This window comes from Bacillus sp. KNSH39, from assembly GCF_052656585.1.
In genome coordinates this window covers 2,806,837-2,827,589 of the sequence record NZ_JBQXYO010000001.1, presented here as the reverse complement: position 1 = coordinate 2,827,589, position 20,753 = coordinate 2,806,837, and the positions used below count along the sequence as shown (strand labels likewise).

At 37.9% G+C, this 20,753-nt stretch carries 18 protein-coding genes and 1 other annotated feature; of the genes, 16 read left to right on the top strand and 2 right to left on the bottom strand.

Annotated elements, in window-relative coordinates:
- Position 1: 1 nt before the first annotated feature.
- From ruvB to yajC, 5 genes are read left to right on the top strand one after another with little or no spacing between them, the layout of a single operon-like run.
- Positions 2-1,003 carry a Holliday junction branch migration DNA helicase RuvB gene (gene ruvB / locus ACUL40_RS14425; RefSeq protein WP_000344449.1) on the top strand — a complete coding sequence of 334 codons (1,002 nt, stop codon included), beginning with the start codon at positions 2-4 and terminating at the stop codon, positions 1,001-1,003.
- Complete coding sequence (locus ACUL40_RS14420) at positions 1,000-1,200, top strand: DUF2905 domain-containing protein (protein ID WP_000138162.1); 201 nt, start codon at positions 1,000-1,002, stop codon at positions 1,198-1,200. Before ruvB ends, ACUL40_RS14420 begins: the two co-directional genes overlap by 4 nt.
- A 19-nt stretch (positions 1,201-1,219) precedes the next feature.
- A complete protein-coding gene (gene queA, locus ACUL40_RS14415) occupies positions 1,220-2,272 on the top strand; it encodes a tRNA preQ1(34) S-adenosylmethionine ribosyltransferase-isomerase QueA (protein ID WP_000354014.1) in 1,053 nt (350 codons plus the stop codon).
- A gap of 12 nt (positions 2,273-2,284) precedes the next feature.
- Positions 2,285-3,424 carry a tRNA guanosine(34) transglycosylase Tgt gene (gene tgt / locus ACUL40_RS14410; protein WP_000125365.1) on the top strand — a complete coding sequence of 380 codons (1,140 nt, stop codon included), beginning with the start codon at positions 2,285-2,287 and terminating at the stop codon, positions 3,422-3,424.
- A 27-nt stretch (positions 3,425-3,451) separates the two neighbouring features.
- Positions 3,452-3,712 (top strand): preprotein translocase subunit YajC, encoded by a 261-nt coding sequence (yajC, locus tag ACUL40_RS14405; protein ID WP_000991115.1) that lies wholly within the window; start codon positions 3,452-3,454, stop codon positions 3,710-3,712.
- 36 nt (positions 3,713-3,748) lie between these two features.
- On the opposite strand, the gene ACUL40_RS14400 is transcribed toward yajC, so the two are convergent.
- Positions 3,749-4,132, bottom strand: coding sequence for a TIGR04086 family membrane protein (locus tag ACUL40_RS14400; protein WP_000349148.1), 384 nt, complete (start codon positions 4,130-4,132; stop codon positions 3,749-3,751).
- A 103-nt stretch (positions 4,133-4,235) separates the two neighbouring features.
- Here ACUL40_RS14400 and ACUL40_RS14395 point away from each other — a divergent pair, with 103 nt between their 5' ends.
- The gene (locus ACUL40_RS14395) at positions 4,236-4,883 is read left to right on the top strand and encodes a DUF421 domain-containing protein (protein ID WP_000454833.1); all 648 of its coding nucleotides are present in this window, start codon (positions 4,236-4,238) and stop codon (positions 4,881-4,883) included.
- A gap of 80 nt (positions 4,884-4,963) precedes the next feature.
- On the opposite strand, the gene spoVB is transcribed toward ACUL40_RS14395, so the two are convergent.
- Complete coding sequence (spoVB, locus tag ACUL40_RS14390) at positions 4,964-6,523, bottom strand: stage V sporulation protein B (protein WP_445423121.1); 1,560 nt, start codon at positions 6,521-6,523, stop codon at positions 4,964-4,966.
- Between the two features lie 186 nt (positions 6,524-6,709).
- On the opposite strand from spoVB, the gene ACUL40_RS14385 reads away from it, so the two are divergent.
- From ACUL40_RS14385 to aspS, 10 genes are all read left to right on the top strand, one after another.
- On the top strand, positions 6,710-6,994 hold the full coding sequence (locus ACUL40_RS14385; protein ID WP_000886980.1) for a post-transcriptional regulator: 285 nt from the start codon (positions 6,710-6,712) through the stop codon (positions 6,992-6,994).
- 269 nt (positions 6,995-7,263) lie between these two features.
- Entirely contained in the window at positions 7,264-9,528 is a 2,265-nt protein-coding gene (gene secDF, locus ACUL40_RS14380; RefSeq protein WP_001119066.1) for a protein translocase subunit SecDF, read from the top strand.
- 156 nt (positions 9,529-9,684) lie between these two features.
- On the top strand, positions 9,685-10,578 hold the full coding sequence (locus ACUL40_RS14375) for a cation diffusion facilitator family transporter (RefSeq protein ID WP_000409743.1): 894 nt from the start codon (positions 9,685-9,687) through the stop codon (positions 10,576-10,578).
- Positions 10,579-10,679: 101 nt separating this feature from the next.
- Positions 10,680-13,019, top strand: a complete 2,340-nt coding sequence (gene recJ, locus ACUL40_RS14370; protein WP_000941229.1) for a single-stranded-DNA-specific exonuclease RecJ — start codon at positions 10,680-10,682, stop codon at positions 13,017-13,019.
- Between the two features lie 47 nt (positions 13,020-13,066).
- Complete coding sequence (locus ACUL40_RS14365) at positions 13,067-13,579, top strand: adenine phosphoribosyltransferase (RefSeq protein WP_000346215.1); 513 nt, start codon at positions 13,067-13,069, stop codon at positions 13,577-13,579.
- Between the two features lie 210 nt (positions 13,580-13,789).
- Entirely contained in the window at positions 13,790-15,973 is a 2,184-nt protein-coding gene (gene relA / locus ACUL40_RS14360; protein ID WP_001262795.1) for a GTP diphosphokinase, read from the top strand.
- A gap of 16 nt (positions 15,974-15,989) precedes the next feature.
- Complete coding sequence (locus ACUL40_RS14355) at positions 15,990-16,430, top strand: D-tyrosyl-tRNA(Tyr) deacylase (RefSeq protein WP_001266965.1); 441 nt, start codon at positions 15,990-15,992, stop codon at positions 16,428-16,430.
- 165 nt (positions 16,431-16,595) lie between these two features.
- On the top strand, positions 16,596-16,772 hold the full coding sequence (locus tag ACUL40_RS14350) for a hypothetical protein (protein WP_001242605.1): 177 nt from the start codon (positions 16,596-16,598) through the stop codon (positions 16,770-16,772).
- A gap of 54 nt (positions 16,773-16,826) precedes the next feature.
- Positions 16,827-17,057, top strand: a binding site (T-box leader).
- 69 nt (positions 17,058-17,126) lie between these two features.
- Positions 17,127-18,398: a histidine--tRNA ligase gene (hisS, locus tag ACUL40_RS14345; protein WP_000027084.1), complete on the top strand. Its 1,272-nt coding sequence runs from the start codon at positions 17,127-17,129 to the stop codon at positions 18,396-18,398.
- Positions 18,399-18,410: 12 nt separating this feature from the next.
- On the top strand, positions 18,411-20,186 hold the full coding sequence (aspS, locus tag ACUL40_RS14340) for an aspartate--tRNA ligase (RefSeq protein ID WP_000840891.1): 1,776 nt from the start codon (positions 18,411-18,413) through the stop codon (positions 20,184-20,186).
- The last annotated feature ends 567 nt before the right edge of the window (positions 20,187-20,753 follow it).

The following is a 20,753-nucleotide window of genomic DNA, read 5'->3' as shown; positions in this document are numbered from 1 at the left end:
AATGGACGAACGTCTCCTTTCAGGGGAATCTGCATATGAAGATGCGGATTTAGAATATTCATTACGGCCACAGACGCTCCGTCAGTATATTGGCCAAGATAAAGCAAAACATAATTTAGAAGTATTTATTGAAGCGGCGAAAATGCGTGAAGAAACGTTAGATCACGTGCTTTTATATGGACCACCAGGTCTTGGTAAAACGACGCTTGCGAATATTATTGCCAATGAGATGGGCGTTAATGTTAGAACAACTTCAGGTCCCGCAATTGAAAGACCAGGAGATTTAGCTGCTGTATTAACAGCGCTTCAGCCAGGGGATGTATTATTTATTGATGAAATTCATCGTTTGCATAGATCAATTGAAGAAGTATTGTATCCTGCGATGGAAGACTTTTGCCTTGATATTGTAATTGGAAAAGGGCCTTCAGCACGTTCTGTACGCCTAGATTTACCGCCATTTACATTAGTTGGAGCAACAACACGTGCTGGAGCATTATCGGCACCGCTTCGTGACCGCTTCGGTGTACTTTCAAGGTTAGAGTACTACACAGTAGATCAGCTTTCTGCGATTGTTGAACGTACAGCAGAAGTATTTGAAGTTGAAATCGATTCGTTAGCTGCATTAGAAATTGCAAGACGTGCTCGTGGTACACCTCGTATTGCGAATCGTCTTTTAAGACGTGTACGTGATTTCGCGCAAGTTCGTGGTAACGGAACGGTTACGATGGAAATTACACAAATGGCATTAGAGCTACTGCAAGTAGATAAATTAGGTCTAGATCATATTGATCATAAATTACTGCTTGGTATTATTGAGAAATTCCGTGGCGGTCCAGTTGGATTAGAAACGGTTTCAGCAACAATTGGAGAAGAATCTCATACGATTGAAGATGTGTATGAGCCGTATTTATTACAAATTGGCTTTTTACAACGAACGCCAAGGGGCCGAATTGTAACGCCGCTTGCGTATGAACATTTCGGAATGGAGATACCAAAAGTATGACGGAGATGCCAAAGCTGCTTATTACAGCCGGGATCTTACTCATCGTTGTTGGATTAGCTTGGAAGTTCATTGGAAGGCTTCCAGGCGATATTTTTGTGAAAAAAGGAAACGTTACCTTTTATTTTCCTATCATTACATGTATTGTGTTAAGTATTGTATTATCTTTTATTATGTATATAATAAATCGATTTAAATAAGAAATAGGTGGATATAGCTATGGATATAAATCTGTTTGATTTTCATTTACCAGAAGAACTTATTGCACAAGTCCCGTTAGAAGATCGTGAAACATCAAGATTAATGGTGTTAGACCGTGAAACAGGTGATATTGAGCATAAACATTTTACGGATATTCTTTCTTACTTACATGAGGGGGATTGCTTAGTTTTAAATGAAACGAAAGTTATGCCTGCTCGTTTGCACGGTGTGAAAGAAGATACAGGCGCGCACATTGAAGTACTTCTTTTAAAACAAGAAGAAGGTGATAAGTGGGAAACGCTTGTAAAGCCAGCGAAACGTGTAAAAGAAGGAACTGTTATTTCTTTTGGCGAAGGGAAATTAAAAGCAACTTGCACAGGAACTGCAGATCAAGGTGGACGCCAGCTTGAATTTTCATATGATGGCATCTTCTATGAAATTTTAGATGAACTTGGGGAAATGCCGCTTCCTCCATATATTAAAGAGACGCTGGAAGATCGCGATCGCTATCAAACAGTATATGCGAAAGAAATCGGTTCAGCAGCAGCGCCGACTGCGGGACTTCACTTTACAGAAGAGTTACTTGAGAAGTTAAAGCAAAAAGGCGTTCAGTTAGCATTCATTACACTTCACGTAGGACTTGGAACATTTAGACCAGTTTCTGCAGACACGATTGAAGAACACCATATGCACGCAGAATATTATCATATGTCTGAAGAGACAGCGGCATTATTAAATCGTGTGAAAGAGAATGGTGGACGTATTATTACTGTAGGTACGACATCAACTCGTACGTTAGAAACAATTGCAACAGATCATGACGGTAAGCTCTGCGCCGCTTCTGGATGGACAGATATTTTCATGTATCCGGGATATGAATTTAAAGCAATTGATGGTTTAATTACAAACTTCCATTTACCGAAATCAACATTAATTATGCTTGTAAGTGCATTTGCAAATAGAGATAATGTACTTCATGCTTATAATGAAGCAGTAAAAGAAAAATATCGTTTCTTTAGCTTCGGTGATGCAATGTTCGTTGCATCTCACGCTAAAATGAGAAACAAATAAAAGGAGTAAGTTATGACAGCAATTCGTTATGAATTTATTAAGACATGTAAACAAACGGGTGCCCGTTTAGGTCGTGTGCATACGCCGCACGGTTCATTTGATACACCAACATTTATGCCAGTTGGTACACTTGCAACAGTTAAGACAATGTCACCAGAAGAATTAAAAGCAATGGATTCTGGCATTATTTTAAGTAATACGTATCATTTATGGCTACGTCCAGGTCATGAAATTATTCGTGAAGCAGGCGGCTTGCATAAATTTATGAACTGGGATCGTGCAATCTTAACAGACTCTGGTGGTTTCCAAGTATTCAGTTTAAGTGACTTCCGTCGTATTGAAGAGGAAGGCGTTCACTTCCGTAATCACTTAAATGGAGATAAATTATTCTTATCACCAGAAAAAGCGATGGAAATCCAAAATGCATTAGGTTCAGATATTATGATGGCATTTGATGAGTGTCCACCATTCCCAGCTACTTTTGAATATATGAAGAAATCTGTAGAGCGTACGAGCCGCTGGGCAGAACGTTGCTTAAAAGCGCATGAACGTCCGCAAGATCAAGGTTTATTCGGTATTGTACAGGGCGGGGAGTACGAAGAGCTTCGTCGTCAAAGTGCGAAAGATCTTGTTTCAATGGACTTCCCTGGTTACGCTGTAGGTGGTTTATCTGTTGGTGAACCGAAAGATATTATGAACCGTGTTCTTGAGTTTACAACACCACTTCTTCCAGATAATAAGCCTCGTTACTTAATGGGTGTAGGTTCTCCTGACTCGTTAATCGATGGCGCAATTCGTGGTATTGATATGTTTGACTGTGTACTTCCAACTCGTATCGCTCGAAATGGTACATGTATGACAAGTGAAGGTCGCCTTGTTGTAAAAAATGCGAAATTCGCAAGAGACTTCGGTCCGCTTGATCCAAACTGTGATTGCTACACATGTAAAAACTACTCACGTGCGTACATTCGTCACTTAATGAAATGTGATGAAACGTTCGGAATTCGTTTAACGTCTTATCACAACCTTCATTTTCTGTTAAACTTAATGGAGCAGGTGAGACAAGCTATTCGTGAAGACCGTCTTGGCGATTTCCGCGAAGAGTTCTTTGAACAGTATGGCTTTAATAAACCGAATGCTAAAAACTTCTAATACATAATTTAAAAGGAGGAACAAAAGATGAATGCAGGTATGATGAATATCGTTATGATCGTTGCGATGTTTGCGATTTTCTATTTCTTATTAATTCGCCCGCAACAAAAACGTCAAAAAGCAGTTGCTCAAATGCAAAGTGAGTTAGCAAAAGGTGATGCTATCGTAACAATCGGTGGTTTACACGGTACAATCGAATCAGTAGATGAGACAAAAATCGTTATTAAATCTGGTGGTTCACACTTAACTTTCGATCGCAATGCGATTCGTGAAGTTGTGAAAAACTAATGTGGAAGGCCCTGCATGAAATGTGCAGGGCCTTTTTTAGTTACTTTGCTTTGACATATTTACACCGAAAATACCACCGAGTGTACTCGCCCCCATTAATGCTAATTGATATAGTAATTGTGAGTTCGATAAGGTTTGAGAAAAGCCTAAATAGTTAACTAGAAAGACGAGTATAGTGAACGTGAGCCCTGTTGTGAAACCTACTAGCCAACCTTTTCCTTGAGCCTTTTTGCCGGCAGTAAATCCAGACATAAGCATAGATAAAAGAGCGAGTATAAAAATAGTAACGGTTAATGTCCCTTCATTTATATTCGTAAACTTTAATAAAAGAGCCATAATCATACTAGTAATAGATGCGAGAATTAGTAGCGTAACAATACCGAAGCCAATTGCAGTTGATAATTTTTTCGTTCCATCCATTTATGCATTCCCCCTTTTTAATACAAGCATATTTTCCTTTTGCTCAAGTTAGACTAGTTTCTTTTTTATAGGGGAGTCTATACGTAAAAAAGGAGATGTAGAAATGGAATGGATATCGGTAATTGGACGGACAATGCTTTTGTATATCATCATCTTAATTATTTTTCGTCTTATGGGTAAACGTGAGATAGGAGAGCTAAGTGTATTAGATTTAGTCGTATTTATTATGCTTGGAGAAATGGCTGTAGTAGCAATTGAAAATACCGATAAATCACTTTTGCATCAATTAGTTCCGATGACTTTTCTTATGTGCATACAAATCATTTTGTCAGTCATTTCATTAAAGTTTCAACGATTTCGGCATTTAATAGAAGGTGAACCAGCAATTATTATTAATGCGGGAAAGATTGATGAAAAAAAGATGAGAAACCAACGATATAATATTGATGATTTAATGATGCAATTAAGGGAACAAGGAGTTGGAGATATTCGGGATGTAGAATATGCTATTTTGGAACCGTCTGGGAAGTTATCTGTCTTTCAAAAACAAAAAAATAAACAAGATACATTGCAGTTTACGCTTCCTCTTATTATTGATGGAGAAATTCAATCTAGTCATTTACAAATGATTGAGCATACAGATGAATGGCTTATTGAGAAATTAAAAAACTTAGGTTATAACGATATAACACAAATTTTATACTGTAGTTTTCAAAATGGACAATTTTTTGTTGATGTAAAAGAAAATTAGAGACTTATCCTTTGGAAGAGTAAGGATAATTAGTATAACTAATAATCAGTGGAGATTACCCCACTGATTAAAGTTTCACCTTATTTCAAAAATGAAAGCTTACGAATGATAGGGAGACGACTTAACTCTTCTTTTCGAATGAGTTTGAAAGTGAAGAGAAGTACGATATAAACAATTGTTGTTAAAGTGATTTCCCATAATGTTTGTATGCCAAGGGAATGAGAGAAAATAATATATTTATGAAGATAAAAACCGAAGGCGCCTGCGATACCGATGGCAAGTCCGCCGAAAATATAGTCTTTTGCGTAAATGGTAAATGTAATCTTTTTTAAAACAGTAGCGTAGTGAAGAAATGTTACTGTTACAATATTTGCAGCAATAGCAAGTGCAACCCCCATCATTTGAAACTCTGGCCTTGATGCTAATACAAAAATAACGATTAATTTCACGATGGCACCAATAAATGTATTCATCATTGCGGCTCTTGCTAAGTTTAAAGCTTGCAAAACAGAGGTAAGTGGACTTTGGAAATAATGAAATAAAAAGCAAGGCGCAAGAAGTTGAATGAATGCTGTTGCGCTGTCTGATCCATACATAAGAGTTAAAACAGGAGAAGCGAATACGTATAATATAACGACAGACCATCCGCCGGTAATTAATGAAATTCGAAGTGCTTGTTGTAAACGGTGCTCTACTAATTTATGTTGTCTTTTTGCCATTGCTTCACTAATAGAAGGAACGAGCGCTGTAGAGAGAGCGTATGTAATAAAGGCAGGTAGTGATAGGAGCGGGAATGCATAACCGTTTAATATACCGTATTGCTGGGTTGCAACAGAAGCAGCGACACCAGCGATTGCTAAGCTTTGCATAACGACAATAGGTTCAAAAAAATATGAAACGGAGCCGATTAAACGACTTCCTGTAGTTGGAAGGGCAATATCCATCAGAGAATAAAATGTCCCTTTGCTTTCCTTTACAGTAGTGAAAAATCCAGAGCGTATTGATAAATGTTTTTCTCGCTGAAATAACGTGAGTAAAAATAATAAGGATGCAACTTCACCGAGAACAGCTGATAACATAGCGCCGGCTGCAGCATATTCTATGCCGTAAGGTAAAAATAATTGAATGCATATAGCGATAATGGTAATGCGGACGACTTGTTCTAGAACTTGCGCATAAGCGCTAGGTTTCATGTTTTGTTTCCCTTGAAAGTAACCACGCAACACAGAAGAAACAGCAATAACAGGAACAACGGGCAAAATGGCCATTAATGGATAGTAGGTTCTTTCGTCGGTTAATAATGTTTTTGCTAAAATAGGTGTGAGGAACATAATTCCGATTGTTAAAATGATACTAATAACGGATGTAACAGCTAGTGATACGGTTAATATTTTTTTAACTCTTTGTTTATCGTTCACAGCTTCCGCTTCTGCTACAAATTTTGCGATTGCGACAGGAAGACCAATTTGTGTCAATGTAATTGCTAAAATGAATGTAGGAACGGCCATCATATAAAGACCAACGCCTTCTTCTCCTAAAATACGTGCCATTACTATGCGGTTGATAAAGCCGAGTATTTTTGTAATAAAGCCGGCTACCATTAAAATAAATGCGCCTTTTAAAAAGCTTTGTCTCGTCATGTTCTTCTCCTACCTTCTCAAAATCAATGGAATGATTTACAATAATTTATATGCACGTACGAGACAAGAATGACAAGCATTTAAGAGAGTGAAGTATGATAGTGCTCTTGAAAGTAGTTATTGCTGTCCATTAGAGCGGGATTAAAGCGACTTTTTCGTGCTGAAATAAGAAGGAGATGTTTATAGATGTTAGATAGAGAGGCTTTGGTAGAATCATACCGCGGACAGTTACAAGTCGTTTTAGAAAGTAAAGTAGAAGAGTTTCAAATGTTCGGTTACGACCGAGTGACAGATGATGACATTTGGAAGTTTCTTAAAGTGAAAAAGTGGAAGAAGATAGACAGCGATGTTAGATTGTATGAATTAGTTAATGACGTATTAACAGTAACAGCTAATGAATATATGACATATTTAACTGTTGAAGCTTACCAAGCGCCACTTTGGTCATTTGATGAGTACGAAAATAAATAACCGACTGCAATTGGTTTGTTCTTCCTTTTGCAGTATAATGATATGTATTGATAAAGAGGAAATAATTATGTCTAAGATTATATATAAAGGAGGTAGTGAAGAGGAAAATAAATGATGGAAGTGTAGGTAGTGTAAAAGCTTACCTATAGAGCTAGTGATGAACTAGCAAAAATTATAGAAAGGAAGTCTACTAACTAGGCGTATGCACACGTATAGCAGTGAATCGTAAGAGATTTATTGAAAGTGTTAGTAGCAGAAAGAGGGTACATATGGCAAAGCGTGGTACGAGAATTGCCGCCTTTTTCCTCATCGTCTTATTAATCGGTGGAGTAATTGGTGCGGCAGGAAAAGACATAGCAAAAGGAATTAGTCTAGGACTAGACCTTCGCGGTGGTTTTGAAATTCTGTATGAAGTAAAACCAGCCAAAAAAGGTGATAAAATCGATCGAGATGTACTTGTAAGTACAGTAGGTGCTCTTGAAAATCGTGTCAATGTTCTCGGTGTAAGTGAGCCGAACATTCAAATCGAAGGGCAAGATCGAATTCGTGTACAGCTTGCTGGTGTACAAGATCAGCAAAAAGCACGTGAAATGTTATCAACACAAGCGAAATTAACATTCCGTGATGTGGATGATAACCTTCTTATGGATGGAACGGATTTAAAAGGCGGCGGAGCGAAGCAAACATTTGATGAGCAAGGCCGTGCGAGCGTAGGTCTTACACTAAAAAGTGCTGAAAAATTCCGTGAAGTAACTGAAAAAATTTCTAAAATGCCACCACCAACGAATTTAATGGTAATTTGGCTTGACTTTGAAGAAGGAAAAGATTCGTATAAAGCAGAATCTGCAAAACCGAATCCGAAATTCTTATCAGCAGCAACAGTAAACCAAGTATTTAACCAAGCTGAAGTATCTATCGTAGGTGGAAACTTCACAGTTGAAAGTGCGAAACAACTTTCATCTTTATTAAATGCAGGTGCACTTCCTGTTGATTTAAAAGAAATGTATTCAACATCTGTTGGAGCGAAATTTGGTCAACAAGCGTTAGAGCAAACGATTTTCGCTAGTGCGATTGGTATCGCTCTTATTTTCTTATTTATGCTTGTATTCTACCGTTTACCAGGACTTGTAGCGGTTATTATGTTAGGGTTATACATTTTCGTTACATTACTTGTCTTTAACTGGATGCATGCAGTTCTTACGTTGCCAGGTATTGCAGCGTTAGTGCTCGGGGTAGGTATCGCAGTTGATGCAAATATTATTACGTACGAGAGACTGAAAGAAGAGCTGAAAATTGGTAAGTCAATGATGTCGGCATTCCGTGCTGGTAACCATCGTTCATTAGCAACAATTCTAGATGCAAACGTTACGACCCTTGCAGCAGCTGGTGTGTTATTCGTTTATGGTAATAGCTCTGTAAAAGGATTTGCAACAAGTTTAATCGTAAGTATTTTAGTTGGTTTTATTACGAACGTATTCGGTACTCGTTTCTTACTAGGTCTACTTGTAAAGAGCCGTTACTTTGATAAAAAACCAGGATATTTTGGTGTGAAACAAAAGGATATTATTCCATTAACAAAAGGTGTAGTACATCCGCCAACAAGATTTGATCGTATTAATTTCGTAAATATCGGTCATAAATTCCTTATCTTCTCGATTGTAGTTGTAATTGCGGGTGCAATTATCTTACCAATTTTCAAATTGAATCTTGGTATTGACTTTGCGAGTGGTACACGTATCGACTTGCAATCAAAACAAGCCGTTACTGTGTCTGATGTTCATAAAGATTTTAAAGAATTGAACATTGATGTGAAGGAAGAAAATATTGTACCGACTGGAGATGACAATAAAGGTTTCGCAGTTCGTACATTAGGTGTTTTATCAAAAGATGAAATTGCGAAAACAAAAACATTCTTCCACGATAAATATGGTACAGATCCAAACGTAAGTACAGTTTCACCGACAATCGGTAAAGAAATTGCACGAAATGCATTTATCGCAGTACTGATTGCTTCTGCGGTTATCATTTTATACGTAAGTATTCGTTTCCGATTTACGTATGCGTTATCTGCAGTACTTGCATTATTACATGACGCATTCGTTATGATTGTTATGTTTAGTATTTTCCAACTAGAGGTAGACTTAACGTTTATTGCTGCAGTACTAACAATCATCGGTTATTCTATTAATGACTCGATTGTTACATTTGATAGAAACCGTGAATTATACAAACAGAAAAAACGAGTGCGCGATATAAAAGATCTAGAAGAAATTGTAAATGCAAGTATTCGCCAAACGCTTGGTCGCTCGATTAACACCGTATTAACAGTGTTATTCCCAGTAATTGCACTGCTTATCTTCGGTAGTGAGTCACTACGTAACTTCTCGTTTGCGCTACTTGTTGGATTAATTGTAGGTACGTACTCTTCTGTTTTCGTTGCCTCTCAAATTTGGTTAATGCTTGAAAACCGTCGTTTGAAAAAGGGAAAAAACAAGAAGAAGGTTGAGAAAGTAGAATCTGAACCGCAAGTATAGAAAAGATGATGTCTCTTTATGAGGCATCTCTTTTTTCGTTTGTGGATACAATAAGATAGCAACTTTTTAACAGAAAGAAGATGGAAGAAAGTGGTGGTGTTATCGCTGTTTTTGTTAAAATAAAAAGATAGGTTAAGAAAAGAAGGGATTTTAATTATGGAAAAAGATGAACGTTTTAAACAGGCCGAGTTTGGTGCTATTGTCGGGATCGTTGGTAATATTATATTAGCGATTGTAAAGGCGGTAATTGGTTATATTGGGAACAGTAAAGCGCTATTAGCGGATGCCGTGCATTCTGCATCAGATGTAATAGGTTCGCTAGCTGTACTTTTTGGATTGCGAGCGGCAAAGCAGCCACCTGATGAGGATCATCCGTATGGTCATGGTAAAGCGGAATCGATTTCAGCGATTATTGTTGCGGTATTATTATTTATTGTGGGACTTGAAATCGCGATTTCGTCTATAAAAGCTTTTTCGCAAGAACTAGAACCGCCGAAAGGAATTACGATATTTGCTGTTGTTCTTTCAATCGTCGTGAAAGAAGGAATGTTTCAATATAAATTCCGATTAGGGAAAAGAGTAAACAGTGATGCAATTATTGCAAATGCATATGAGCACCGTTCGGATGTATTTTCTTCAATTGCAGCTTTAATCGGTATTTGTGCAGCTATAATAGGTGGTAAGCTTGGTATAGACTGGCTTGTATACGCTGATCCAATTGCGGGATTAGTTGTTTCACTTCTTGTTGTAAAAATGGCATGGAGCATTGGAGCGGAAGCAATTCATGCAACGCTTGACCATGTTCTTCATGAGGAGGATGTTATTCCGCTTAGAGAAGCAGTTCTTCAAGTAGATGGTGTGAAAAAAATTGGTTCTTTATATGCACGGGAGCATGGTCATTATGTTATTGTCGATATTAAAGTGTCCGTAGATCCATACATTACTGTAGAAGAAGGACACCGTATTGGAAAACATGTGAAAGAAATACTTATGAAACAAGATAATGTACAAAATGTATTCGTACATATAAATCCGTATTCTCCAAATTAAACATCATTAACATTTTAGTATATAGATATTGCATCGTAGTTTGCATTATATTGTCACCCCTTAATCTGTCTTGTATAATGAACAGGTTAAGGGGTGATTTCGTGTTACAACCGAAGACGCGTTGGAAAGAAAAAGAATATAATGACGAGCGAGTGAGTGAATTAGCAAGTAAATTACAGTTATCGCCACTTGTCGTTTCGTTATTCCTCGGTAGAGGACTCGATACAGAAGATAAGATTTTAGATTTTTTAAATACAGAAAATCAAGAATTTCATGATCCATTTTTATTAGAAGGAATGGATAGAACGGTAGAACGTGTAAATAAGGCGATTCAAAATGGAGAGCAAATATTAATATTTGGTGATTACGATGCGGACGGAGTAAGTAGTACGACAGTTTTATATCTTGCTCTTCAAGAATTAGGTGCAGAAGTAGAATTTTACATTCCAAATCGTTTTACAGAAGGGTATGGACCGAACGAAGAAGCATTTCGTTGGGCACATAGCGCAGGGTTCTCGCTAATTATTACTGTCGATACTGGTATTGCAGCGGTACATGAAGCGAATGTAGCGAAAGAGCTTGGAATAGATTTAATTATTACAGATCACCATGAGCCACCGCCAGAATTGCCAGAAGCACTTGCGATTATACATCCGAAATTAGATGGCGGTGTATATCCGTTTCACTATTTAGCTGGTGTAGGTGTTGCGTTTAAAGTTGCGCATGCACTATTAGGCCGTGTACCAGAACATTTATTAGAGATCGCAGTAATCGGTACAGTAGCCGATTTAGTATCACTTCATGGTGAAAATAGGTTGCTAGTGAAACGCGGTTTAAAACATATGCGTATGACGAGAAATATTGGTTTGAAGGCATTGTTTAAAGTTGCTAACGTTTCGCAAAGTGAAATTACCGAAGAGAGTATTGGTTTCTCAATTGCACCTCGTATTAATGCGGTTGGGCGTTTAGAAGATGCTGCGCCGGCTGTACACCTTTTATTATCAGATGATCCAGAGGAAGCGAAAGAGCTAGCTGAAGAAATTGATGAGCTGAACAAACTGCGAAAAGATATTGTAAAGCAAATTACAGAAGAGGCTATCGCTGAAGTGGAAAATAACTTCCCACCAGAAGAAAATAAAGTATTAGTACTTGCGAAAGAAGGCTGGAACCCAGGGGTAATTGGAATTGTTGCTTCGAAATTAGTTGAACGTTTTTATCGTCCGACGATTGTATTAAGCATTGATCCTATAAAAGAAACAGCAAAAGGCTCAGCACGTAGTATTGCAGGATTTGATTTGTTTGCAAATTTATCAGATTGTAGAGAGTTATTACCACACTTCGGAGGGCATCCGATGGCAGCGGGAATGACGCTACATATGAATGATGTAGATGAATTACGTCGCCGCTTAAATGAACAAGCAGATGCGATTTTAACAGAAGAAGATTTTATTCCAATTACAGCAGTTGATGTTTTTTGTAAAGTAGAGGATGTAACGCTAGCGGCAATTGAAGATATGCAAAAACTAGCCCCGTTTGGTGTTGGAAATCCGAAACCACGTATTGCAGTAAAAGATGCAGAGTTAGAAAGCATTCGCGCAATTGGATCAGATGGCTCTCATTTAAAAATGGCTCTTCGTGATGGACAAGCAACACTGGATACAATTGGATTTGGCTTTGGTGCATATGCGAAAGAAATCTCTCCAGTTGCAAAAGTATCTGTAATAGGAGAAGCGTCTATTAATGAATGGAATAACTTTAAGAAGCCACAACTAATGGTACAAGATATTGCTGTAGAGGCGTGGCAATTATTTGATTGGCGTAGTATGCGTAATGCAGAAGCAAATTTAGCAGAACTTCCGAAAGAAAAAATAACAATGGTGTATTTTTCTGAAGAGGTATTGAATAAATTTTCTTTAGAGAGCTATAAAGAAAAGCTCATGCATGCTTCAGAAGTAACGCATTTAGATGATCAATATATCGTGTTACTTGATTTACCAAAAGGAACAGATGAATTACGTGAGCTATTTAAGGTAGGATTCCCAGCGCGAATTTATACGCTATTTTATCAAGAGAATAACCACTTATTTAGTACAGTTCCGACGAGAGAACACTTTAAATGGTACTATTCTTTCTTAAGCCAAAAAACACCATTTTCTTTAAGACAATATGGAGAACAACTATGTCGTCATAAAGGTTGGTCAAAAGATACAGTAAATTTCATGACACAGGTGTTTTTTGAGTTAGAATTTGTTACAATAAAAGATGGCGTCATTTTTATGGCAGACAAAAAACAAAAGCGTGATTTAATTGAATCGAACACATATCGTGAGAAAATGAACCACTTACAATTAGAAAAAGAATTGGTTTATAGCACATATCAGCAACTATATACATGGTTTGAAACGATTCGTAATCATAAAGAAGTAGAACAGTTAGGGTAAAGGATTTGTATTTACAAACCTTTTAGATCTGAGGAGGATTCAGAAATATGGATTTCAAGCAACATATCGCAATTGTACCGGATTATCCGAAAGAAGGTATTGTGTTTAAAGACATTACACCTTTAATGAATGACGGTAAAGCATACAAAGCAGCAACAGACGCAATCGTTGAGTACGCAAAAGAAAGAGATATCGATGTTGTAGTAGGACCAGAAGCTCGTGGTTTCATTATCGGTTGCCCAGTTTCTTATGCGTTAGAAGTAGGATTTGCGCCAGTTCGTAAATTAGGAAAATTACCACGTGAAGTAATTACAGTTGACTACGGTAAAGAATATGGTAAAGACGTTTTAACGATCCATAAAGATGCAATTAAGCCAGGTCAACGCGTATTAATTACAGATGATCTATTAGCTACAGGTGGAACAATCGAAGCGACAATTAAGTTAGTTGAAGAGCTAGGCGGAGTTGTAGCAGGAATTGCATTCTTAGTAGAACTTACTTACTTAGATGGTCGTAAAATGTTAGATGGTTACGATGTATTAGTATTAGAAAAATACTAATCACTATATAGGTAAAACTACGGTGATAAAAAGTACCCGTGAATCTCTTGGAGAGGAGCGGGTACTTTTGTATAATTGAACAAAAAATTATGGTGAAATGTCAGTAAAATCTTTTCCTTTTCACAATTCACAATCATTGGGTTATAATGATAGAATATAATTTATTCTATTAAATAAAGATAAAGTCAATTTTCAATAAAAGGTGATTCGATGGCAAATGAGCAGGTACTAACAGCTGAACAGGTACTCGAGAAAGCAAGTCAATATTTAGCGGATGAAGATATTGAGCTAGTGGCACGTGCCTATGAATATGCACGTGATGCGCATAGCGAACAATATAGAAAATCGGGTGAACCGTATATTATTCATCCGATTCAAGTTGCAGGTATTTTAGTTGATTTACACATGGATCCAGCTACGGTATCAGCAGGTTTCTTACATGATGTAGTGGAAGATACAGAGATTACGTTAGAAGATATTGAACGGGAATTTAACAAAGAAATTGCTATGCTTGTTGATGGCGTTACAAAGCTTGGGAAGATCAAATATAAATCTCACGAACAACAACAAGCAGAAAACCATCGCAAAATGTTTATTGCAATGGCTCAAGATATTCGAGTTATTTTAATTAAACTAGCTGATCGTCTTCATAACATGCGTACATTGAAACATTTGCCTCAAGAGAAGCAGCGTCGCATAGCGAATGAAACGTTAGAAATCTTTGCACCTTTGGCACATAGACTCGGAATTAGTACTATTAAATGGGAGCTAGAGGATACGTCACTTCGCTATTTAAATCCACAACAATATTATCGTATTGTAAATTTAATGAAGCGTAAACGTGCAGAACGTGAAGAATATTTAGACGAAGTAATGACTGGTATTCGTGAGAAATTAAAAGAAGTTGCAATTCAACCTGAGATTTCTGGAAGACCGAAACATATTTACAGTATTTATCGTAAAATGGCACTGCAAAATAAGCAGTTCAATGAAATTTATGATTTATTAGCTGTACGTGTCGTTGTAAATAGTATTAAAGATTGTTATGCGGTGCTTGGAATTATTCATACGTGCTGGAAGCCGATGCCAGGTCGTTTTAAAGATTATATTGCAATGCCAAAAGCAAATCTATATCAATCTCTTCATACGACTGTAATTGGACCGAAAGGTGATCCACTTGAAGTGCAAATTCGTACGAAAGAAATGCACGAAATTGCAGAATTTGGGATCGCGGCACACTGGGCATACAAAGAAGGAAAAACAGCAGAAACAACAGGTACATTAGAGAAGAAACTCACATGGTTCCGTCAAATATTAGAATGGCAAAATGAAGCTTCTAATGCAGAAGAATTTATGGAGTCATTAAAAATTGATTTATTCTCTGACATGGTATTCGTCTTTACACCGAAAGGCGATGTAATGGAATTACCACTTGGATCTGTTCCGATTGATTTCGCATATCGTGTCCATTCGGAAATTGGGAATAAAACAATTGGTGCAAAAGTAAATGGGAAAATGGTGACGCTGGATTATAAATTAAAAACAGGCGACATCATTGAAATTTTAACGTCGAAACATTCATATGGCCCAAGCCAGGATTGGGTAAAACTTGCTCAAACATCTCATGCGAAAAATAAAATTCGTCAATTCTTTAAGAAACAACGTAGAGACGAAAATATTGAAAAAGGCCGTGAACTTGTTGAAAAGGAAGTACGTGGTCTAGAGTATGAGATGAAAGAAGTATTGGCGCCGGATAACTTAAAACGCGTCGCTGAGAAATTTAACTTTGCAAATGAAGAAGATATGTTTGCAGCAGTTGGATATAGCGGAATTACAGCTTCGCAAATTGTTACGCGACTAACGGACAAGTTCCGCAAACAACGCGAAGAAGAAGAAATTGTTGAAGTTAAAGAAGTCCGTAAACCGATGAAAATTCGAAAATGGGATTCTGGTGTAAAGGTAAGCGGTGCTGATAATTTATTAATCCGTTTATCGAAATGCTGTAACCCAGTTCCGGGCGATGATATCGTTGGGTATATTACGAAAGGCCGAGGTGTATCAATTCACCGCCGTGATTGTGTAAATGTTCATACAGAAGAAGCTGTAGAACGATTATTAGAGGTAGAGTGGGAAGGTAGCCCTGAAAAAGAAATTGAGTATAACGTTGATATTGAAATTTCAGGTTACGATCGCCGCGGTTTATTAAATGAAGTACTGCAAGCTGTTACAGAGACGAAAACATACATTTCAGCTGTTTCTGGTAGAAGTGACCGTAATAAGATGGCAACAATTAATATGTCAATCTCGATTCGTAACTTACAACACTTGAAAAAAGTAGTAGAACGCATTAAACGCGTTCCAGAAATTTATGCAGTACGACGCATGATGCATTAATAGGGAGTGTAGAAAGATGAGAGTTGTTTTACAACGATCAAAGAAAGCGTCTGTCACAGTAGACGGTGAGATCGTAGGACAAATTCCGTTCGGTTTAACATTACTAGTTGGCATTACGCACGAAGATACAGAAAAAGATGCAACTTACATTGCGGAAAAAATTGCAAACTTACGTATTTTTGAAGATGAGAGCGGAAAGATGAATCATTCTGTACTTGATGTAGAAGGACAAGTTCTATCTATTTCGCAATTCACATTATACGGAGATTGCCGCAAGGGCAGACGTCCAAACTTTATGGATGCTGCGAAACCTGATTATGCAGAGCGTTTATACGATTTCTTTAATGAAGAAGTTCGTAAACAAGGATTACATGTGGAAACAGGGAAGTTTGGAGCAATGATGGACGTTTCTTTAATCAATGATGGTCCGGTGACCTTAATTGTAGAAAGTAAATAGTGTTCATAAAAAAGAGAGGGTTATATAATCCTCTCTTTTTTATACATTGTTGTATGTTTTGTTCATTTATTTGGAATCAATAGCAGTTTCGATTATGTATAACTCTCTCATCAATATGGAACAATAAAAAGTAAAACATCCATATTGAATGTGAGGGATATACGTATGCGTATGAATGAAAAAGGGCATTCTGTTACAAATGGTGCAAATCAACTGTTTAACGTGAATTTTCATGATTTTATTTCAAAAGAGCAAAACAATACTTCAATGGAGCTTGCTTCGGAGTTTGGGATTTCTCTTCAAGATGTAAAGCGTTTAAAGAAGCAGATTGAACGTTCTTAGAGCACTTGACAATCCTACTTAACAAACGTATAGTAATTTTATATTTACATATGAATATAACCGTTGATAGAGAAGAGTAAATGAGACACACATGGAAAGAGAAGGAATGTCTTAGGCTGAAAACATTTCTGCATGATGACTGATTGAATGACACTCTAGAGGTTTCAACTTGAACGGCATATATGCTTAGTAGGGATGAACGCATATTTAAGCGTTATTAAAAAAGTGGAAGCATACGTGCTTCAATTAGGGTGGCACCACGGGTATAATACTCTCGTCCCTACTGTTTAAACAGTAGAGGCGGGAGTTTTTTTATTTTTATTAAGATTAAAACAATTTGAGGAGGAACTGAATATGTCTATTCAAATCCCACGCGGAACGCAAGATATTCTTCCAGGCACTGTTGAGTTATGGCAGTATATCGAAGGGCAAGCACGCGAAATTTGCCGTCGTTACAATTATAAAGAAATTCGTACACCAATTTTTGAACACACTGAGCTATTTTTACGCGGTGTTGGTGATACGACAGATATCGTACAAAAAGAAATGTACTCATTCCAAGATCGTGGAGAGCGTAGCTTAACATTACGTCCAGAAGGTACTGCACCTGTTGTACGTTCTTACGTTGAAAATAAAATGTTTGGTGATGCGACACAACCAACGAAATTATACTATATCGGTCAAATGTTCCGTTATGAAAGACCACAAGCAGGTCGCTATCGTCAATTCGTACAATTCGGTATCGAAGCAATCGGCAGTAATGACCCTGCAATTGATGCAGAAGTAATTGCACTTGCTGTTGAATTTTACCGCGGCATGGGCTTAAAAAATATTAAAGTTGTATTAAACAGTTTAGGTGACGCAGCGAGCCGTCAAGCACACCGTGATGCATTAATCGCACACTTTGAGCCACGTATCGGCGAATTCTGTTCTGACTGTCAATCTCGCTTAGAAAAGAACCCACTTCGAATTTTAGACTGTAAGAAAGACCGTAACCATGAATTAATGGGAACAGCACCATCTATTACAGAATACTTAAACGAAGATTCAGCAGTATACTATGACAAAGTTCAAGAACTATTAACGATGATGGATGTTCCATTTGAAAAAGATCCGAACTTAGTGCGTGGTTTAGACTACTATCAACACACTGTTTTTGAAATTATGAGTGAGGCAGAAGGTTTCGGTGCGATCACTACATTAAGCGGTGGTGGCCGTTATAACGGACTTGTACAAGAAATCGGTGGACCAGAAATGCCAGGTATCGGTTTTGCAATGAGTATTGAACGTTTAATTATGGCGCTAAAAGCTGAAAACATTGAATTACCACTTGAACATAGCATTGATTGTTACGTTGTAGCGCTTGGCGAAAAAGCGAAAGACCATGCTGCAAAAGTTGCGTTCGATCTTCGTAAAGCTGGATTGTCAGTTGAAAAAGATTATTTAGATCGCAAAATGAAAGCACAATTTAAATCAGCAGATCGTCTAAAGGCGAAATTTGTAGCTGTATTAGGAGAAGATGAGCTAGATAAAGGTATCATTAACTTAAAAGATATGGCAACAGGTGAACAAGAAGAAGTAGCGTTAGATGTATTTGCTTCATACGTAGCAGAGAAATTAATATAGGGGGAACTTACAGTGGCTGAAAGAACACATGCATGTGGAAAAGTAACAGTAGAAGCTGTTGGACAAACAGTTCAATTAAAAGGTTGGGTACAAAAACGCCGTGACTTAGGTGGATTAATCTTTATCGATTTACGTGACCGTACAGGTATCGTACAAGTTGTATTTAACCCAGAAACATCAAAAGAAGCGTTAGAAGTAGCAGAAACAATTCGTAGCGAATACGTATTACACGTAGAAGGTACAGTTGTTGAACGTGGTGAAGGCGCAATTAATGACAATATGGCAACTGGTCGTATTGAAGTACAAGCAACAAAAGTAAATGTACTAAATGCAGCGAAAACAACGCCAATTATCATTGCTGATGATACAGATGCATCAGAAGATGTGCGTTTAAAATATCGTTATTTAGACTTACGTCGTCCTGTAATGTTCAACACATTCAAAATGCGTCACGATGTAACAAAAACAATTCGTAACTTCTTAGATACAGAAGAGTTCTTAGAAGTAGAAACACCAATTTTAACGAAAAGCACGCCAGAAGGAGCTCGTGACTATTTAGTGCCAAGTCGTGTACATGATGGTGAATTCTATGCATTACCACAGTCACCACAGTTATTTAAACAGCTTCTTATGGTCGGCGGATTTGAGCGTTACTATCAAGTAGCACGTTGTTTCCGTGATGAAGATTTACGTGCGGATCGTCAACCAGAATTCACGCAAATCGATATCGAAGCTTCATTCTTAACACAAGATGAAATTTTAGATATGATGGAGCGTATGATGACGAAAGTTATGAAGGATGCAAAAGGTGTAGAAGTGAGTGCACCATTCCCTCGTATGAAATATGCTGATGCAATGGCTCGCTACGGTTCTGATAAGCCAGATACACGCTTTGAAATGGAACTAACAGACTTATCTGAGTTTGCAGCAGATTGTGGCTTTAAAGTATTTACAAGTGCTGTAGAAAGCGGCGGACAAGTAAAAGCAATTAATGCAAAAGGTGCTGCAAGTAAATATTCTCGTAAAGACATCGATGCATTAACTGAATTCGTGAAAGTATACGGTGCAAAAGGTCTAGCTTGGCTTAAAGTTGAAGAAGACGGCCTAAAAGGACCGATTGCGAAATTCTTCGGTGAAGAAGATGCAAATGTGTTAATGAGCACATTAGAAGCTACTGCTGGCGACTTATTACTATTCGTAGCAGATAAGAAGAGCGTTGTTGCAGATAGCTTAGGCGCACTTCGTTTACGTCTAGGTAAAGAGCTTGAGTTAATTGATGAAAGTAAATTTAACTTCCTATGGGTAACTGATTGGCCACTACTTGAGTACGATGAAGATGCAGATCGTTACTTCGCAGCTCACCACCCATTCACAATGCCATTCCGTGAAGACGTTGAGTTACTAGAAACAGCACCAGAAAAAGCACGTGCACAAGCATATGACCTTGTATTAAACGGTTATGAGCTTGGTGGTGGATCACTTCGTATTTACGAGCGTGACGTACAAGAAAAAATGTTCAAAGCACTTGGATTCTCACAAGAAGAAGCGCAAGAGCAATTCGGATTCTTATTAGAAGCATTCGAATACGGTACACCACCACACGGCGGAATCGCATTAGGTTTAGATCGCCTTGTTATGTTACTTGCAGGCCGTACGAACCTTCGTGATACAATTGCATTCCCGAAAACAGCAAGCGCAAGCTGCTTATTAACAGAAGCTCCAAGCCCAGTTGCAGAAGCGCAGCTTGAAGAACTGAACTTAAAATTAAGCTTGAAAGAAGAGAAGTAAGAATAGGGTCTAGATGGTTATACTATAACCGTCTAGACTTTTTTTGAGAGGTTGTTTAAAAAGTCCGGTTCAGATAACTGTCGCATCTCATCGTTGCTTCGCCAGTCCGGTGCTCGAGTAGTGTTTCTACACTGCGCTCCTCCTGGCTTTAGCGCCTCGATCTGCTCGGTTCTCTAAATCCTCCTTTTTAAACGTGTATTGAAAGGAAGTTTAAAAAGTCTGGTTCAGATAACTGTCGCATCCCATCGTTGCTTCGCCAGTCCGGTGCTCGAGTAGTGTTTCTACACTGCGCTCCTCCTGGCTTCAGCACCTCGATCCGCTCGGTTCTCTAAATCCTCTTTTTTAAACGTGTATTGAAAGGAAGTTTAAAAAGTCTGGTTCAGATAACTGTCGCATCTCATCGTTGCTTCGCCAGTCCGGTGCTCGAGTAGTGTTTCTACACTGCGCTCCTCCTGGCTTTAGCGCCTCGATCTGCTCGGTTCTCTAAATCCTCTTTTTTTAAACGTGTATTGAAAGGAAGTTTAAAAAGTCTGGTTCAGATAACTGTCGCATCCCATCGTTGCTTCG

Coding starts and splice junctions, on each gene's coding strand:
- ruvB (WP_000344449.1), top strand. CDS start 2: ATGGACGAACGTCTCCTTTCAGGGGAATCTGCATATGAAGATGCGGAT.
- ACUL40_RS14420 (WP_000138162.1), top strand. CDS start 1,000: ATGACGGAGATGCCAAAGCTGCTTATTACAGCCGGGATCTTACTCATC.
- queA (WP_000354014.1), top strand. CDS start 1,220: ATGGATATAAATCTGTTTGATTTTCATTTACCAGAAGAACTTATTGCA.
- tgt (WP_000125365.1), top strand. CDS start 2,285: ATGACAGCAATTCGTTATGAATTTATTAAGACATGTAAACAAACGGGT.
- yajC (WP_000991115.1), top strand. CDS start 3,452: ATGAATGCAGGTATGATGAATATCGTTATGATCGTTGCGATGTTTGCG.
- ACUL40_RS14400 (WP_000349148.1), bottom strand. CDS start 4,132: ATGGATGGAACGAAAAAATTATCAACTGCAATTGGCTTCGGTATTGTT.
- ACUL40_RS14395 (WP_000454833.1), top strand. CDS start 4,236: ATGGAATGGATATCGGTAATTGGACGGACAATGCTTTTGTATATCATC.
- spoVB (WP_445423121.1), bottom strand. CDS start 6,523: ATGACGAGACAAAGCTTTTTAAAAGGCGCATTTATTTTAATGGTAGCC.
- ACUL40_RS14385 (WP_000886980.1), top strand. CDS start 6,710: ATGTTAGATAGAGAGGCTTTGGTAGAATCATACCGCGGACAGTTACAA.
- secDF (WP_001119066.1), top strand. CDS start 7,264: ATGGCAAAGCGTGGTACGAGAATTGCCGCCTTTTTCCTCATCGTCTTA.
- ACUL40_RS14375 (WP_000409743.1), top strand. CDS start 9,685: ATGGAAAAAGATGAACGTTTTAAACAGGCCGAGTTTGGTGCTATTGTC.
- ACUL40_RS14365 (WP_000346215.1), top strand. CDS start 13,067: ATGGATTTCAAGCAACATATCGCAATTGTACCGGATTATCCGAAAGAA.
- relA (WP_001262795.1), top strand. CDS start 13,790: ATGGCAAATGAGCAGGTACTAACAGCTGAACAGGTACTCGAGAAAGCA.
- ACUL40_RS14355 (WP_001266965.1), top strand. CDS start 15,990: ATGAGAGTTGTTTTACAACGATCAAAGAAAGCGTCTGTCACAGTAGAC.
- ACUL40_RS14350 (WP_001242605.1), top strand. CDS start 16,596: ATGCGTATGAATGAAAAAGGGCATTCTGTTACAAATGGTGCAAATCAA.
- hisS (WP_000027084.1), top strand. CDS start 17,127: ATGTCTATTCAAATCCCACGCGGAACGCAAGATATTCTTCCAGGCACT.